The 16,405-nt window shown below is 49.5% G+C and carries 16 protein-coding genes; all 16 read left to right on the top strand.

The features are described 5' to 3' along the window. The first annotated feature begins 39 nt into the window (after nucleotides 1–39). Nucleotides 40–243 (top strand): hypothetical protein, encoded by a 204-nt coding sequence (locus tag NTY76_06050; GenBank protein ID MCX5678653.1) that lies wholly within the window; start codon nucleotides 40–42, stop codon nucleotides 241–243. Nucleotides 244–402: 159 nt separating this feature from the next. Next, on the top strand, nucleotides 403–2,712 hold the full coding sequence (locus NTY76_06055) for a vitamin B12-dependent ribonucleotide reductase (GenBank protein MCX5678654.1): 2,310 nt from the start codon (nucleotides 403–405) through the stop codon (nucleotides 2,710–2,712). Nucleotides 2,713–2,796: 84 nt separating this feature from the next. Then, a complete protein-coding gene (locus tag NTY76_06060) occupies nucleotides 2,797–3,471 on the top strand; it encodes a hypothetical protein (GenBank protein ID MCX5678655.1) in 675 nt (224 codons plus the stop codon). A gap of 73 nt (nucleotides 3,472–3,544) precedes the next feature. Then, nucleotides 3,545–4,675 carry a radical SAM family heme chaperone HemW gene (hemW, locus tag NTY76_06065; protein ID MCX5678656.1) on the top strand — a complete coding sequence of 377 codons (1,131 nt, stop codon included), beginning with the start codon at nucleotides 3,545–3,547 and terminating at the stop codon, nucleotides 4,673–4,675. A 48-nt stretch (nucleotides 4,676–4,723) separates the two neighbouring features. Continuing rightward, complete coding sequence (locus tag NTY76_06070) at nucleotides 4,724–5,899, top strand: GNAT family N-acetyltransferase (protein MCX5678657.1); 1,176 nt, start codon at nucleotides 4,724–4,726, stop codon at nucleotides 5,897–5,899. Continuing rightward, nucleotides 5,889–6,299, top strand: coding sequence for an EamA family transporter (locus tag NTY76_06075; protein ID MCX5678658.1), 411 nt, complete (start codon nucleotides 5,889–5,891; stop codon nucleotides 6,297–6,299). Before NTY76_06070 ends, NTY76_06075 begins: the two co-directional genes overlap by 11 nt. Further along, complete coding sequence (locus tag NTY76_06080) at nucleotides 6,299–6,670, top strand: EamA family transporter (GenBank protein MCX5678659.1); 372 nt, start codon at nucleotides 6,299–6,301, stop codon at nucleotides 6,668–6,670. The genes NTY76_06075 and NTY76_06080 overlap by 1 nt, the downstream gene beginning before the upstream one ends. A gap of 1 nt (nucleotide 6,671) precedes the next feature. Further along, a complete protein-coding gene (locus NTY76_06085) occupies nucleotides 6,672–9,095 on the top strand; it encodes a hypothetical protein (protein MCX5678660.1) in 2,424 nt (807 codons plus the stop codon). 45 nt (nucleotides 9,096–9,140) lie between these two features. Then, nucleotides 9,141–9,692, top strand: a complete 552-nt coding sequence (locus NTY76_06090) for a hypothetical protein (GenBank protein ID MCX5678661.1) — start codon at nucleotides 9,141–9,143, stop codon at nucleotides 9,690–9,692. 12 nt (nucleotides 9,693–9,704) lie between these two features. Next, nucleotides 9,705–11,009 (top strand): MFS transporter, encoded by a 1,305-nt coding sequence (locus tag NTY76_06095; GenBank protein MCX5678662.1) that lies wholly within the window; start codon nucleotides 9,705–9,707, stop codon nucleotides 11,007–11,009. A 61-nt stretch (nucleotides 11,010–11,070) separates the two neighbouring features. Next, on the top strand, nucleotides 11,071–12,729 hold the full coding sequence (gene dnaX / locus NTY76_06100; protein MCX5678663.1) for a DNA polymerase III subunit gamma/tau: 1,659 nt from the start codon (nucleotides 11,071–11,073) through the stop codon (nucleotides 12,727–12,729). Next, nucleotides 12,729–13,334, top strand: coding sequence for a recombination mediator RecR (gene recR / locus NTY76_06105; GenBank protein ID MCX5678664.1), 606 nt, complete (start codon nucleotides 12,729–12,731; stop codon nucleotides 13,332–13,334). The genes dnaX and recR overlap by 1 nt, the downstream gene beginning before the upstream one ends. A gap of 169 nt (nucleotides 13,335–13,503) precedes the next feature. Next, nucleotides 13,504–14,301: a hypothetical protein gene (locus tag NTY76_06110; GenBank protein ID MCX5678665.1), complete on the top strand. Its 798-nt coding sequence runs from the start codon at nucleotides 13,504–13,506 to the stop codon at nucleotides 14,299–14,301. Between the two features lie 5 nt (nucleotides 14,302–14,306). Further along, nucleotides 14,307–14,885, top strand: a complete 579-nt coding sequence (locus tag NTY76_06115) for a 2-oxoacid:acceptor oxidoreductase family protein (protein ID MCX5678666.1) — start codon at nucleotides 14,307–14,309, stop codon at nucleotides 14,883–14,885. Continuing rightward, on the top strand, nucleotides 14,886–15,212 hold the full coding sequence (locus NTY76_06120; protein MCX5678667.1) for a 4Fe-4S binding protein: 327 nt from the start codon (nucleotides 14,886–14,888) through the stop codon (nucleotides 15,210–15,212). It abuts the gene before it with no gap. 2 nt (nucleotides 15,213–15,214) lie between these two features. Further along, nucleotides 15,215–16,405 carry a pyruvate ferredoxin oxidoreductase gene (porA, locus tag NTY76_06125; GenBank protein ID MCX5678668.1) on the top strand — a complete coding sequence of 397 codons (1,191 nt, stop codon included), beginning with the start codon at nucleotides 15,215–15,217 and terminating at the stop codon, nucleotides 16,403–16,405.

Consider the following 16,405-nt stretch of genomic DNA (forward strand, 5'->3'; position numbering starts at 1 on the left):
TATGTGCTATACTTTCACTGTTAATCTAAGGAGGGGCCAATGGGAAAATATACCGGCGTAGTAGTAGGCGCCATAGCCGTTTTGATCGGAATAGTCGGACTCATGAAATGGTGGTATTATTTTGCGGCGCTTCTCAAAGGCTCGATCCCCCCGATAATAATATTTGCCGGAGCGATAGCTGTGATAGCGGCCTTGAGCGAAATTAAAGATGAGGCCGCGGCAAAAAAAGAAGAGACAAAATAAATAGCAGCCGACGGTAAAAACACTACTAATAGTATTTTTAAAAACACTACATACAATATGTAGTGTTTTTTCTTGACAGCATATCCCGCGCGTGATATTATCTCCAAGGTCTATTTAATCGGTTATAAACAAGGAAAAGTGGAGGCCGCGAGAAAGAGAATGGGGAAAGATACGGGCGTGAATTCGAAGTTGTCTGAGAATGCGGTAAAGGTTTTAGAGAAAAGGTATCTGAAGAAAAACGATGATGGTAAGCCTGTAGAGACGCCGGCAGATATGTTCCGGCGCGTAGCGAAGAATATCGCCACGGCCGATTCGTATTACGGCAAGACCTCCAGAGAGGTGGCGAAGACCGAAAAAGAATTTTTCGAGATGATGACAGATCTTGATTTCCTGCCCAATTCCCCGACCCTGATGAACGCCGGGCGCGAGCTGCAGCAGCTGTCGGCATGTTTCGTACTCTCGATAGACGACTCGATGGAGTCGATATTCGAAACGATAAAAGACACGGCAATGATACATAAATCGGGCGGCGGTACCGGCTTCAGTTTTTCGCGTTTGAGAGGGAAGAACTCTCCCGTAAGATCTACTGGCGGCATTTCGAGCGGCCCTGTCTCGTTCATGAAGGTATTTAACGCGGCCACCCAGGCTGTGAAACAGGGCGGCACGCGCCGCGGCGCGAATATGGGCATCCTGAGGATAGACCATCCGGATATCCTGGAATTCATCACCTGCAAAGAAAAAGACAAAGAGATCACCAACTTCAATATCTCCGTGGCCATCACGGAAGATTTTATCGCTAAGGCATTGAAGAACGAGGAGTACGACCTGATAGACCCGCGCTCGAAGAAATCGTTCGGAAAACTGAACGCCAGGGAAGTTTGGGACCTTGTGATAAAGATGGCGTGGCAGAACGGAGAACCCGGCATAATATTCATAGACAGGATAAATAAGGATAATCCCACCCCTCAGTGTGGAGAGATAGAGTCGACCAACCCGTGCGGCGAGCAGCCGCTTTTGCCTTACGAGAGCTGTAACCTCGGCTCCGTAAATCTCGCGAATATGGTATCTTCCGGAGGGATCGATTGGAACAAACTCGGGGATACGGTCGAGAAGGCCGTCCATTTTCTCGATAACGTAATAGACATGAACTCCTATCCTTTGAAGAGGATACAGGATATGACAAAGTCGAACCGCAAGATCGGGCTCGGGGTCATGGGATTTGCCGATATGCTTTTCATGCTCGGGGTAAGGTACGACTCAAGCGATGGGATAAAACTCGCCGAGAAGACCATGAAGTTCGTCCTGGAGCGCGCGACCTCGGCGTCCCAGAAACTGGCCGCGGAGAGAGGGGCCTTCCCTAACTTCAAAGGAAGCATATATGATACCAAAGGCGCGAAGCCGCTCCGGAACGCGACCCTCACCACGATAGCTCCTACGGGTACCCTTTCGATCATAGCCAATTGCTCCAGCGGGATAGAGCCCATATTCGCCATATCCTATATAAGGAACATAATGGACAACGTGAAGATGGTCGAGGTCCATCCTTATTTTAAAGAGGTGGCGGAGGCAAAAGGTTTCTACACGCCCGAACTGATGAACCTGATCGCGCAGCACGGCACTATACGCGGGATGCAGGAGATCCCGGAAGAGGTGCAGGCATTGTTTGTGACTGCGCATGATATAGCGCCGAACTGGCATATAAAGATGCAGGCGGCATTTCAGAAATATACCAATAACGCGGTATCGAAGACCGTAAACTTGCCGCAGGAAGCTACTGTGGAGGACGTGCGCGTCATATATATGCTCGCGTACGAAAGCGGCTGCAAAGGCGCCACTATCTACAGGGATAATTCCAGGGCGGAGCAGGTATTGAGTAAGCCTCAGGAGTCGAAGGATGCTTCATCCAAAGAGAAGGCCATGCCGGTAAAGATCATACCGAGGCCTCGCCCGAACGTCACTGTAGGCACCACCACAAAGATAGCCACAGGCTGCGGAAACCTCTATGTTACGATCAACGTGGATGAGAAGGGGCTGCCTTTCGAAGTCTTCATGTCCATGGGTAAAGCGGGTGGTTGCGCTATGAGCCAGCTTGAGGCTCTGGGAAGGCTCGTATCGCTGGCGCTCAGGAGCGGCATAGAAGCTACGGCTATAATAGAACAGATCCGCGGCATAAGATGCCCGTCCCCGAGTTGGGAAAAGGGCGGCAGGATATTCTCCTGTTCGGACGCTATAGCGCGCGTCCTGGAAAGAAGGCTTCATGGCGCCTCTAAGGCCAAGGCCCAGGTAAACGTACTTGAAAATACAAAGGTGGCCATTGAGGCCCAGACATCCTCCGGCGAAAGCACTTACAAGCCCGGTAACAGTAAAAAAGGCGATATAGTGGGGGTCTGCCCGGATTGCGGAAGCGCTCTATGGCATATAGAAGGCTGCATGGTCTGTAACTCCTGCGGCTATTCGAAATGCGGTTAACGGTAAAATTACGTCCGTCGCTCTTGCCAAAACAGGATTACATGGTATAATATTACCATTAATACTAATTAAGGGAGGTGTTGGATGGATAATTTGAACGTTGTGGTGATGGAGCCGATAAAAGTTATGGCCATTAAGATATGGAGCTATATTCCGGCCATAATGGGAGCCATAATCATCCTCGTAGTAGGGTGGCTGTTGGCTAAGCTTATAGAGGCGGTAGTTACAAGGGTTCTCAAGACTGTCCGTCTGGACATGGCAAGCGATAAGATAGGTATCTCCAAAGTGCTGGCGCAGGGCGATATAAAACTTTCCCTGTCCGAGCTCATTGGCGCGATAGTTTACTGGCTTGTTATGCTTGTGGCGGTAGCTACGATGCTGGATGCCCTTAACCTTAAGATGGCGTCCGATCTTATATCCAGAGTGGTCGAATATATACCGAATATAATAGCCGCTGTGTTCATTCTTGTAATAGGAGCGTTTCTTGCCAATTTCATCGCCACGGTGATACGCACCGCCGGCTCGAATGCGGGCCTTAAGAACGCGAAGTTGATGGCTCAGCTTGCCCAGGTGATCCTGATAGTATTCACCGTTATAATAGCTATTGAGCAGCTTAAGGTAGCTACAGCTCTTCTGGTGCTAGCGGTAAATATAGTCCTGATATCGATAGGCGTGGGCATGGCGCTTGCCTTCGGCCTTGGCTGTAAAGATATCGCCGGCAAGTTCATGCAGGATGTTATCAATAAGCTGAATAAATAGGACGAAAGTCTAAAATACAGTTTCGCTAAAGGAGGCGCGTTGAAGACGCGCCTCCTTTTTTATCCCGGAACCCATGGAAACCTCTTTATATATCCATATACCTTTCTGTAAACGCAAATGTTTTTACTGCGATTTTTACAGTGAGATCTATGACCGTGAACTCTCCGCCGCTTATATCGATGTGATAATAAACCAGATAGAGGAACTGCCACAAGCCTTCTCGACCATATATATCGGCGGCGGGACCCCGAGCGCCCTCGAGCCGGAACTCCTGGAGCGCCTTTTGAAGGCATTAAAGCCGAAGTTCGCCGGCGCAAGCCCCGAATTCACCGTGGAGGCCAATCCGGAAAGCCTGGACGATCACCGGATAAAGGTTTTGCTGGATTCGGGAGTGACGAGGCTCAGCATCGGCGTCCAGTCCTTCGATGATAGAAAACTTAAAAAACTCGGGCGTCTCCATAACGCCGAAAAGGCCCGCGAAGCGGTTTATCTGGCGGCAAAGAGAGGCTTTTCTAATATAAGCATCGACCTGATATTCGGCGTATGGGGCGAGGCTTCCGAAAACTGGAAGAGTGAAATCGAAGAGGCTGTCAAACTTCCGGTGAGCCATATATCCTGCTATTCTCTCACATACGAAAAAGGCACGCCTCTCTTTAAGGCTATCCTCGATAAGAGTATCGCGCCCATTGAGGATGACCTCTCCTCGGCGATGTACGAGACAGCAATGGAATTATTGGCTGTACGGGGATTCAAACAATATGAGATATCGAATTTCGCCAAAGATGAAGGTTTCCGGTGCAGGCATAATTTAAATTATTGGGAAAATAATCCCTATGTTGGCCTCGGCGCATCGGCCGTATCATATATGGACGGCGTAAGGGCCAAAAATGTCTCGAGTATCCGGGAATATATAAAACGCTATCAGTCCGGCGCGAGCCTTATCGAGTCGAGCGAGAAGCTGTCGCCTGTAAGAAGGGCGAAAGAGACGGCCGCGATAAAGATCAGGACCAGGGACGGTATAGATCTCAGGTGGTTCAGGGAGAAGACGGGATATGATCTTCAGGAGCTCGAGCGTAAGTCTTTACTGGAACTTGCGGATAAGGACCTGATCAAATATAAGAGAGAGGGCGCTTCCATAACCGGTATCGCGTTAAAACACAAGGGGATCCTCTTCTGCGACACCGTCTCCGCCGCTTTTCTGTAGAGCATAATTATTGACTAACAAGCAGTAAAGGTTTATATTTAAATCATTATGATAATATCCAAACGCCATAAAAGACTGCCGTTCAAAACCAAAGTCTTTAGAAGGATGGAAGATATCTCCCCGGAGACCTGGAATAAAGTCTATCCCGATATCCTGGAAAGTTATAATTTTTTCAGGACCTTAGACGAATCCGGCCTTGATCAATTCTCTCTCTATTATATCCTGGCCTATGAGGGCAAAAATGTCGTCGGGGCGGCAAACTGTTTCTTGATGGACTACTCCCTCGATACCAGCATCAGCGGCCCGCTCCGTAGATTGTCTAATGCCATAAAGCGCATTAAGGGCAATATATTCAGCCTCAAGGCGTTTATATGCGGCATGCCGATCGGACAGGGCAGGATAGGATTTGGGGGCGATAAGGATAAGGTGATGCACGCCCTTGTAAGGCGCATAGAACAGATCGCAAGTAAAGAGAAGTGCGCTATAGTGGCGTTCAAGGACTTCGACCATTCATATACCGGCGCGCTGGACGGGCTTCAGAAAGAAGGGTTCATAAAGCTCGACAGCCTGCCGACGACCGAGATGAACATATGGTTTAAGGACTTTGAGGAGTATCTGAATACTTTGAGCGGCGCTTCCAGATACGACCTGAGAAGAAAATTCAAAAGGGTGGACGGCCATGTCAAAATCGATATGAAGATGGTCGGCGCGCTTAATGAGCATGAGCTCAGGGAAGTGTATAAGCTCTACCTGGACATAGTCGACAAACATGATATGGGATTCGAGCTTCTGCCGATGGCATTCTTTAAAAATCTGTCTAAAAACATGCCGGAAGAGACGAAATACTTTTTATGGCATATAGACGGGAAGCTTGCCGCTTTTCTTCTGTGCCTTGTATCGAAGGACCGGTTCATAGATTATTACGTAGGGATGGATTACTCGATTGCGCATAAATACCACCTTTATTTTATAAAGTTCCGGGATGTTATGAACTGGTGCATCAAGCATAAGATAAAGACGTATGAGATGGGCATCACCGGCTACGAACCGAAGAGAAGGCTCGGTTTTGAGTTCATCCCTCTTTACATCTACGCAAAGCTCCGGAACAGATGGATGAGGCCCGTATTTAAAATGGCATGCCGGTTCTTAAAATTCGAAAATTTTGATCCGACATTAAAGAAAGGCAAGAACCATAAATCGCAGAAGGCGCCTGATGAAAAGTAGCGGCCTCACTTTAAAGATATTCCTGCTGATAGTCTTAAACGACGTCGGTGATACGATCGCCCAGCTTCTGATGAAGAAAGGGCTGATCAAGACAGGGATCGATAATATCAATTTCGGTAATATAGCGGAATTCGCCGCCAGGAATATATCATCGCCGCTTGTCTGGCTGGGGATATTCGTATTTATCTTGAACTTTTTCGTATGGATAATCATCCTGTCGCGTGTGGACCTGAGCATCGCGATGCCCGTGGGCAGCACTTCCTATATATTTGTTCCTATAGCGGCCATGATCTTTCTGCATGAACATGTGGGCATCTTAAGGTGGGCCGGAATATTATTGATCGTGCTGGGAATACATTTTGTTTCACAGAGCCGAAAGCCTGAAAAAGGGATATCCTGATGACGAAAGTCCTGATCTTCATAATAATAGCCGAAATCTGGACCGCGGTAGGGCAGGTGCTCTTCAAGAAGAGCACCAACTCCATCGAGCATCACAGCCTGCGCAGCTATGACAGCCTGATGAGCTTTATTAAGAGTGTGCTCTCAAAGCCCATGATCTGGACCGGGTTATTAGCGATGACTATCGGCATGGCCGTCTGGCTTATGGCGCTGGCGCAGGCGGACTTAAGCCTCGTATTTTCCATAGGCAGCATTCAGTACATCATGATACTCTTCCTGGCGCACTACTTGCTGGGCGAGAAGATAGATAAGATGAAGTTAGCCGGAACTTTCCTTGTGGTCCTGGGCATAATCCTTATAACGATAAGTTAGCATGACTAGAAGACTCATTCATGTCATAGTAGCGCTTGCCGTAATACTGGCGGGAGCCGTGTCTTACCTCGGCGTTATCACTTTGCCCGTAAAGATCAATACGACAGTCGTCGAAGAGCTGGAGAAGGTGACCGGCAAGAAGATCCTGATAGAGGCCATCCGGTTCAATCTATTTAAAGGGCTGGTCCTCGAGGACCTGGTGATATATGACCGGAATGAGATATTCGTATGGGCAAAGAGCGTATCCTGCGGAATACCGCTTTCGGGGCTGCTTGAAAATAGGGTAGCGATACCTGCGGTGATGATTGATTCGCCTGCCGTATATGTAGATAGAAGGCCCGACAGCTCTTTTAATATAAGGGAACTGATCCCGGCGGCCTATAAGCCGAGCGCGGCAACCGTGGTGGTCCTACAGAGGATAATAGTAAAGAACGCCCGCGTGATATTCGTCGATAGGACGCTCGAGCCGGCGTTCAAAGAACGCATCGACGACATATCGATGGATATAAGGCTGTCTTTACCGGATAAGGTGGCATTGAACCTTTCCTGCGATATCCCGCTCAAGTCTTCGGCATATTTTAAATTCTCCGGGGTCTACTATACTTCAAGCATGGAACTTGCCGGCCGCCTGGGCGTGAAGAATTTCAATCCAAACGAGTTTAAAGATTATTACAGGGCCTCCGGCATCTCTTTCCCCAGGGGCTTTATAGACGCGGAAGGCGACTTACGCGTAAAAGATAACGCGGTAGAGCTCGATTTCGACGGCCGGATAGAGGGCCTCGGTATCAATAAGGAGAAATTAAATATAAAGCTCGATTCCCTTATAAAACTGATGGCGCGGTATGAGCTTAAAGATAAGACGTTCGAGTATGCGGGTAAGCTTGATGTGAGCCGTATGGACCTGTCGGGTGTCGAAGCGGTGGGTAAACTGGAAAATATAAAGGCCAACATCGAATTCAATGATTCCAGGTTATGGTCGGAAAACATAATCGCGGACGCTTACGGCATGAGATGGAAGGCCAGGGTGAATATCTTTAATTTCGCTTCTCCCATATTCGACATATATGCCGATTCCGAAGCCCATCTGAGCGTTATCCAGAATATGCTCAAAGAGGAGTTCAACATAAAATTACCGACCGATATCGCCGGTAAAGCGGGTATCAAGCTTGCTATACAGATGCAGCCCGACAAGCCCCTGAAGATGAACGGATATGTCACTCTCGATGGCGCGACGGTCTCGCTCGGCGCAGGCAATTTTCCGATAGAGGGCGTCACCGGCGAGGCCCAGTTTAATCTGGACGGCGCGAAATGGTCCGGGATAAAACTGAGGTACCGCGAGGCCTCATATGTTTCGTCAGGCTCTCTTGTGAATTTCGCCGCGCCTAAAATAGATATCGAGGCATCTTCGCCAGACCTCTCCTTTAAGTCCGCTCTCTCCGTGAAGGGCCCGGCCGTTAAGATTTCCAGCCTGAAGGGCAGGTATTTCGGTTCGACATTTTCCGTATCCGGTGACGCCGTATTTCCGGACCGGAAGCCGATTAAAGCCGATATTAAAGGCGCGCTGAAACTCGATCTCACGGACCTTAAGAAGATGATTAAGGACTTTGCGGAGTTCGAAAAGATAAAGCTTGCCGGGAAGATAACGGCGGAGTTCAACCTTAACGGGGATCCGGGAAGCCTGAAGGCCTGTAAGATCCGCGCCAGGATAAAGAGCCCGGACGTGTCTGTTTACGGGTTGAAATTTACAGGCATGGCCATCGACTATGCGCAAACCGGCGGCGCCGGGCAGATAAAATTCATAAAGTCTCTGTTATACGGCGGGAGCCTTTATGCGTCGGGCGGCATTGACTGGAAGGCCGGAGACTTGCCGTATTCTTTCAATATCGATATTAAAGATGTTAAGCTCGAGGATCTTAAGGCGGATACCGGATTTAAGGATAAAGATGTTTCCGGCGACATAACGGCTTTAGCGAAGCTGACCGGAGCGTTTAAGGATAGCGCGAAGTTCTCCGGAACCGGCAGGCTATCGATTAAGAACGGCAGGCTTTGGCAGTTGAATCTTTTTAAGGGCCTGGGAGCGATAATATTTTCAAGAGATTTCAGCGATATCGCTTTTACTGAAGGCTCGTGCGATATAAAAATAGCGCGAGAATTCTTCACGGTCAATAATTTTGTGCTTAATAGCGATCTCCTTAACCTTTACGGCTCCGGCACCATAGGGTTTAATAAGTCTGTCGACGCTGTACTGAGGCCCGAGATCAGGGAATCGGCGGTAGATTACGGAAGCGCGGGAGCGATCGCTGTGGCGGTGAGCAGTAACACCGTTGTCAAGATAACAGGCACCTTAGAAAAACCCGAATATAAGACTCAGGCGAACCTGGCGGATGTGATGGGCGGAATAGCAAATGCCATGTTTAAGCGCTAGGCCCAGGATTATATTGCAAAAACGCCGCCTATAGGGTATAAAGTAATGAAATATATGAGATATTTACAGATCGTGATAACGCTTTCAATATTGCTCGGGTCCGCAGTAATTACTTATATGGCGGAAGCCATCGGCGTCGGATACGATGAATTCGATTACTGGGAAGGCACTAAGACTGTGAGGACCTGCAGGCGCTATGACAGCGACGGACATCTCAGAGAGAAGATATTTTACTGGAAGGATGGAGTAACTCCCCAGCAGGATGAGAAGTATGATCTCGAGGGCAATGCCGTAGAGAAGGTCCACTACAATACCGCGGGAAAGATGCAGACCAATATCGACGGATGGGCGGCCATGAGGGCCCGCTATAAAGATAAGAAGCCTATGGTCGAGAGTTTCTACGGTGAGGATGGCAAGATAGTGGCGCGTAAAATATATAACGAGTCCGGCAGGATGATTGTGAGACAGATGATGGGGGATAAGGACTTTGACCCTTACGAACAGTTTGAGGCTCAGCCGATAATGGGCGAGAAGGTGCTTTACTACGACAGGAGCGGACAGCTCAAGGGCGGCGCCGGCGGTCACGGGCGGGACTAAAGCGGATAATATATGGCATTGCAAAATATGTTCCGGACATTGCGTTACCGCAATTTTCGGATTTTTTTTATAGGGCAGAATGTATCGCTCATCGGCACATGGATGCAGCAGATCGCGATGAGCTGGCTCGTCTACAGGCTCACGAACTCCGCTCTGCTTCTGGGCGTCGTAGCGTTTTCGAGTCAGATACCCACTTTCATATTGAGCCCATTAGGCGGAGTAGCGGCTGACAGGTTCGACCGCCGCAAGCTTCTGATAATTACTCAAGGCCTTTCTGCGGTGCAGGCGTTTATCATGGCCGCGCTGACGCTCACAGGCGTTATCCATGTCTGGCATATAATAGCTTTGGGGGTAGCCCTGGGATGCATAAACTCATTCGACATACCGGCCAGGCAGTCCTTCCTGGTAGAGATGGTCGAGAAGAAGGAGAACCTCGGTAACGCGATAGCCTTGAATTCACTTATGTTTAACGCCTCACGTTTAATAGGGCCGTCTATAGCGGGGCTCGTTATAGCGATTTTGCAGGAGGGGATTTGTTTCCTGTTAAACGGCGTAAGTTTCTTCGCGGTCCTGTGTTCGCTCTTTCTGATGCGTATTAGACCCCGGGAGTCTAGGACTAGGCGCATAGCTGTGATGGAGGAATTGAAAGAAGGTTTTAAATATACATTCGGTTTCGAGCCGATAAGGCTCATATTGATACTTCTCAGCGTGATAAGTATCATGGGCATGTCGTATGTGGTGCTGATGCCTGTATTTGCCAAAGATATTTTAAGAGGCGGGCCCCAGACGCTGGGTTTCCTGATGGCCTCCGGAGGCATAGGCGCGGCCGCGGCGACGATATATCTGGCCTCCAGAAAAAGCATCGTTGGGCTCGGCAGGCTAATTCCGGTTTCCTCGATGGTATTTGCCGTAGGGGTTATACTATTTTCATTATCCCGCATACTCTGGGTATCCATGGCGGTGCTCGCCGTAAGCGGTTTTGGGATGATGGTGAATATGGCCGCGTGCAATACGATCCTGCAGACCGTCTCAGATGACGATAAACGCGGCAGGGTGATGAGCTTCTACACGATGTCGTTTATGGGCATGGCTCCTATAGGCAGCCTTGCAGCCGGCGCTTTAGCCGGCAAGATAGGTGTGACCGGCACTCTGGTAATAGGGAGCACGATCTGCATAGCGGCGTCGATATTCTTCGCAAGTAAGCTGCCGGTGATCAAGAAACTCATCCATCCTATATACCGGAAGATAGGTATTATTCCCGAAATGGCCTCGGGCATAAATACCGCCTCGGAACTTATCGTAAGGTCGGAAGATTGATATCGGCCAATGGTTGATTTCAATTGATTTAACTAACATGGTGTGATATTTTAATTCTGCTATGGCATATATAGTCTTCGCGCGTAAATACAGGCCCAGGAATTTTGAAGAGATAACCGGCCAATCCCACATAACTACCACATTAAAAAACGCTATAGAGCAGTCCAGGGTCGCCCACGCCTATTTGTTCGCGGGTCCCCGAGGCGTGGGCAAGACCACTACCGCCAGGATACTGGCGAAGGCCCTTAATTGCGAGAAAGGGCCCACCACGAAGCCGTGCAATAAATGCGCGTCATGCCAGGAGATAACGTCGGGTTCGAGCCTAGACATATTAGAGATAGACGGCGCTTCAAACCGGGGCATCGACGAGATACGGAGCCTCAGGGAGAACGCTAAGTTCATGCCGTCCAAGGGCGCCTTCAAGATCTATATTATAGACGAGGTCCATATGCTCTCGAACGAGGCGTTTAACGCGCTTCTGAAGACGCTGGAGGAGCCTCCGCCGCATGTGAAGTTCATATTCGCGACGACTCATGCCCATAAGGTGCCGCCCACGATACTTTCGAGATGCCAGAGATTTGACTTCAGGCGCATCCCTACCAAGGATATTCTCGCGAATTTAAAAAAGATAACGAAAGAAGAGAAACTCGCTGTAGACGATGAAGCTCTGGGCCTGATCGCTAAATACGGCGACGGCAGTATGCGTGACGCCCAGGTCATTCTGGACCAGATAGCGTCGTTTACCAAAGAGAAGGTGGGCGCGAGCGATGTGACCAAAATACTGGGGGTAGTCGACGACGAGATATTATTCGCTCTCTCCGGAGCCATCCATAACAAGGACCCGAAGACGGCTTTAAAAATAATAGACGGGCTTGTTAATGGCGGCAAAGACGTCATGCAGGCCGTAGTGGGGCTGATAGAGCATTTCCGGAACATATCGATCGCGAAAGTGGCGAAGGAGCTCGATTCGCTGATCGACGCCGGAAGCGATAAGATAGAGCGTTACCGGGAAGAATCCGCGAAATTCACGATAGAAGAGATGCTGTACATAATATACACATTATCTAACGCGATAGATTTTATGCGCAAGACCGATATGGCGAGAATACCGTTTGAAGCCGCGCTAGTTAAGCTTACTCTGAACGGCGGCATCGTGCCGCTTGCCGATATAATGAAAAGAATAGAAGCTCTCGAAGGTAAAACCACGGCCCACCAGGCGAGTATAGAGAGTGCGCATGTTGAGCCCGAAACAGAAGAATCCCGTCCCCGGATCGTCCCGCGGCAATCAGGCAGCCTCGATGAGATATTGAGCTCCTGGATGAAGGTCATAAGTTATATAAAAGCTAAAAAGATTTCGATCGCGTCATACCTTCAGGAAGGGGATCCGATAGCGCTTGAAGGTAATACGCTCACTATCGGTTTCGCCAAAGAATTTCAATTTCATAAAGAGGTGCTGGAGTCTTCCGACAATAAGAAAACTATCGAGACTGCCATAAAAGATATGCTCGGCCTGGAACTGAGAGTTCTCCTTATTGTAACGGAGCCGGTCACAACCAGGGATCGTTCCTCCAATGAAGGCGCCCGGAGCGCGGATGATTCAGGACCCGGAAATGAAACGGCGGGTGAAGCGGCAATCGAAGAGACCGACCCGATAGTGAAGAAGGCGATAGAGATGTTCGGCGGCAAACTGGCCGGCGCTAACGGCAGGGGAAAGGCCTGATGAGCGGTTTCCCTGTTTCGATGCGTTCCCTGATAGAAGAGCTGTCCAAGATGCCGGGCATCGGGCCGAAGAGCGCCCAGCGCCTGGCTTTCTACATATTAAGATCTTCGAAAGAAGACGCCGCCGCGTTATCCGGCGCTATATTAAAGGTAAAGGACTCGGTAAGGTTTTGCAGGATCTGCAATAATCTAAGCGATGAGGAGATCTGCGAGATATGTAAGAGCAGCTCGCGGAATAAGGCGCTTTTATGCATAGTGGAAGAGCCCAATGATATCGTTACCATAGAGCGCGCGGGAGATTTTAACGGAGTTTATCATGTGCTATTGGGCTCGTTGTCGCCGCTAGATGGCATAGGCCCCTCCGACCTTAAAATAAAAGAGCTTTTGGACAGGGTAAAGAAAGAGAAGTTCAAAGAGATAATAATAGCTACTGATTTCAATACAGAGGGCGAGGCCACGGCCCTCTATCTGATAAAAGCGTTGAAAGGTTCAGGCGCCAGTATCACCAGGGTAGCCTATGGCATCCCTGTCGGCGGTGACCTGCAATACGCGGACCAGGCTACGATAATAAAGGCATTTGAGGGCCGCCGCGAGATCAAGGTATAAATAGCAGTTGACTTCCGAAACTTTATTTGGTATATTCTTAAAGCTTGTCTAAAAGGCCGATGTCAGAGACATCGGCACCTGGCTTGTAATACGGCTGAATAAACTTGGCCGATATCAGAGATATCGGCACTTAGCCTACAATAGGGCTGAATAAACTTGGAGGGTCATTATGGGTATTATGGAAGCAATTAAGAAGGGTTTTGGTGTCGCATCCAAGGGATTGAGCCTGATAGTAGCGTTATTTGTCTTTAATTTTGTAAGTAATCTGGTAACTCTGCCGTTTACGCCCGCACCCGGCGCGACAGCGGCGCCTCAAGCTGCCCTGCCTCTTTTAGCGATCAGTTTAATATTTATCATCATCAGCATATTTATCCAGGGAGGCGCTCTTGGCCTTATCAGAGATATTATAAAGGAAGGCAAGATAAAGCTGGCTGCCATGGCTCAGTATGGAACCAAATATTTCATTCGTCTTCTTCTCCTTGGGGCTATAATATTGCTATTTGTAATAATAGTAGCATTGATAGCAGGGATTATTATAGCTGTTACCGCTCCGCTGAATAACGCGGTAATAACCGCAGTAGCGATAGTGGTGGCGATAGGGATCGCCGTTGTAACGGCTTTATACTTCTTCATTCCGTTCATTCTTTCGCCGTACGCTGTCGTCTGCGATGATACCGGCGTGATAGAGGCGCTAAAGAAGAGCATCGCGATAGGCAGGACGCCATTCTCAAGAGTTTTCGCGCTATTGGCCCTGACGGTAGTATTGGTCCTGATCGCGCTGGGTGTAGGATTCCTTGTAGGACTGGTGGTCGGATTGATATCGGCGGCGCTTCCCGTGATGGCTGGAAGGATATTGATGATATTAGTATCAAGCATTATAAATAGTTATCTTGGCGTTGTGGCTACAGCGGCTTTTATGCTGTATTATCTTTCTAAAAAAGAAAGCATTCCTCAAGGCATTAAATAGTAAAGATGAAAGATCTTATAGAAATTCGCTGGCATGGTAGGGGCGGCCAGGGGGCAAAAACGGCCGCCCTCTTGCTTGCCGACGCGGCTCTCGCGTCAGGCAAATATATACAGGCTTTTCCAGAGTATGGCCCCGAAAGGATGGGGGCTCCTGTGGCCTCATTTAACAGGATCTCATCCGAGCCGATACGTCTGCACTCCGGCGTCACTAATCCGGACATCGTAATAGTGCTCGATCCCACGCTTATGGACAGCGTCGATGTCACGGAAGGTATGCCATCCGATGGAACCCTGCTTGTGAATATCGATAAATCCCCGGCTGAAGTCAAGAGCTTCTTCGATATCGCTTCCGGAATAAAGATATGCACGGTAGACGCTTCCGGTATCTCCACGGATACCATAGGAAGGGATATCCCGAACACCCCTATGCTGGGCGCGCTTGTGAAGGCGACCGGCATTTTGGATTTTAAAGAGATGATCGCGGACACGAAGAAGAAGCTCGAGAAAAAGTTCAGGACGAAGCCCGAGGTCATAGATGGAAACTTAAAGGCGATAGAACGCGCTTATAACGAGGTTAAGATATAAATGGCGACACAGAAGAAAGTTAAAAAACCCGGCTGGAAAGAGCTTCCCGAAGGGGACCTTATAATAGGAGGAGGCACCGCTTTCGAATTCAAGACGGGCGATTGGAGATCCAGGAGGCCCGTATTCCTGAAAGATAAGTGCATACACTGCCTCACCTGCTGGGCCTATTGCCCGGATTCGGCGATAATCACGGCCGACGGCAAAGTCGTGGGATACGATTATGAGCATTGTAAGGGCTGCGGCATCTGTTATCATGAGTGCCCTGTGAAGGGTAAGGCGATAATGATGGTGAGCGAAAAAGAAGCCAAGGCAAAAGAGAAAAAATAATCATGGCAAATTCCAATATAGTGGCGAGGACCGGCAATGAGGCGATGGCGGAAGCCATGCGCCAGATCAATCCCGATGTAGTAGCGGCATATCCGATAACGCCGGCCACCGAGGTCGTCCAGATATTCGCCGGCTATGTGGCGGACGGCCTGGTCGATACGGAGTTCGTCCCGGTCGAGAGCGAGCACTCGGCGATGTCGGCTTGCATAGGATCCTCTTCCGCAGGCGGCAGAACGATGACGGGTACCTCGAGCCAGGGCCTGGCGTTGATGGCGGAGATGTTGTATATAGCGGCGGGATTGAGGCTTCCTATAATCATGGCTGATGTCAACAGGGCCCTTTCGAGCCCCATCAATATACATTGCGACCACTCCGATACGATGATGGTGAGGGATTCAGGCTGGATCCAGATATTCTCGGAAAACTGCCAGGAGGCTTACGATAACATGCTCCAGGCCGTAAGGATTGCGGAGAAAGCCAGGCTGCCGGTGATGGTCACGACCGACGGATTTATCATAAGCCACGGCATGGAGAGGCTGGAGATATTGTCCGATGCCGACGCCAAGTCGTTCGTAGGCGCGTATAAGCCGGAAAATTACCTTTTGAATTTCGAAAAGCTGATCACGGTGGGCGCTCTCGACCTTCAGGACTATTATTTTGAGCATAGGAGACAGCTTGCCGAAGCGATGAAGACTTCCAAGCAAGTGATACTCGATGTAGCTAAAGAGTTCGGAACGAAGTTCGGTCGCACATACGGGTTATTCGAGCAATATAAGATGGACGGCGCCGAGATCGCTATAGTCGCCATGGGTTCCACCGCCGGGACAGCGAAGGTTGTGATAGACGGATTGAGGAGCAAGGGCCTGAAAGCGGGGCTCATAAAGCCCAGAGTATTCAGGCCGTTCCCGAAGGAAGAGCTGGCGGACTCGCTTAAAGGCCTGAAAGCGGTGGCCGTAATGGACAGGTCGGACGCGATGAATGCCCAGGAAGGCCCGCTCGCTGTCGAAGTAAAGGCGGCGTTATTCGACGCTTCGGCTTCATCCGGAGCCAATAAGACGGTGCTCGATTACATATACGGCCTCGGAGGCCGTGAAATAAAACCCGAGGACATAGAGCATGTATATAACGACCTTAGCGAAGCGGCGAAGGGCAAGGCAAAACAGAAAGTAACGTACCTGGGCGTAAGGGAATAA

The sequence above is a fragment of the Candidatus Omnitrophota bacterium genome, assembly GCA_026387175.1.
Taxonomy (GTDB): Bacteria; Omnitrophota; Gorgyraeia; order 2-01-FULL-45-10; family 2-01-FULL-45-10; genus CAIMPC01.

Coding starts and splice junctions, on each gene's coding strand:
- NTY76_06070 (MCX5678657.1), top strand. CDS start 4,724: ATGATAATATCCAAACGCCATAAAAGACTGCCGTTCAAAACCAAAGTC.
- NTY76_06090 (MCX5678661.1), top strand. CDS start 9,141: ATGAAATATATGAGATATTTACAGATCGTGATAACGCTTTCAATATTG.
- NTY76_06110 (MCX5678665.1), top strand. CDS start 13,504: ATGGGTATTATGGAAGCAATTAAGAAGGGTTTTGGTGTCGCATCCAAG.
- hemW (MCX5678656.1), top strand. CDS start 3,545: ATGGAAACCTCTTTATATATCCATATACCTTTCTGTAAACGCAAATGT.
- NTY76_06080 (MCX5678659.1), top strand. CDS start 6,299: ATGACGAAAGTCCTGATCTTCATAATAATAGCCGAAATCTGGACCGCG.
- NTY76_06095 (MCX5678662.1), top strand. CDS start 9,705: ATGGCATTGCAAAATATGTTCCGGACATTGCGTTACCGCAATTTTCGG.
- NTY76_06050 (MCX5678653.1), top strand. CDS start 40: ATGGGAAAATATACCGGCGTAGTAGTAGGCGCCATAGCCGTTTTGATC.
- porA (MCX5678668.1), top strand. CDS start 15,215: ATGGCAAATTCCAATATAGTGGCGAGGACCGGCAATGAGGCGATGGCG.
- recR (MCX5678664.1), top strand. CDS start 12,729: ATGAGCGGTTTCCCTGTTTCGATGCGTTCCCTGATAGAAGAGCTGTCC.
- NTY76_06085 (MCX5678660.1), top strand. CDS start 6,672: ATGACTAGAAGACTCATTCATGTCATAGTAGCGCTTGCCGTAATACTG.
- dnaX (MCX5678663.1), top strand. CDS start 11,071: ATGGCATATATAGTCTTCGCGCGTAAATACAGGCCCAGGAATTTTGAA.
- NTY76_06055 (MCX5678654.1), top strand. CDS start 403: ATGGGGAAAGATACGGGCGTGAATTCGAAGTTGTCTGAGAATGCGGTA.
- NTY76_06060 (MCX5678655.1), top strand. CDS start 2,797: ATGGATAATTTGAACGTTGTGGTGATGGAGCCGATAAAAGTTATGGCC.
- NTY76_06120 (MCX5678667.1), top strand. CDS start 14,886: ATGGCGACACAGAAGAAAGTTAAAAAACCCGGCTGGAAAGAGCTTCCC.
- NTY76_06075 (MCX5678658.1), top strand. CDS start 5,889: ATGAAAAGTAGCGGCCTCACTTTAAAGATATTCCTGCTGATAGTCTTA.
- NTY76_06115 (MCX5678666.1), top strand. CDS start 14,307: ATGAAAGATCTTATAGAAATTCGCTGGCATGGTAGGGGCGGCCAGGGG.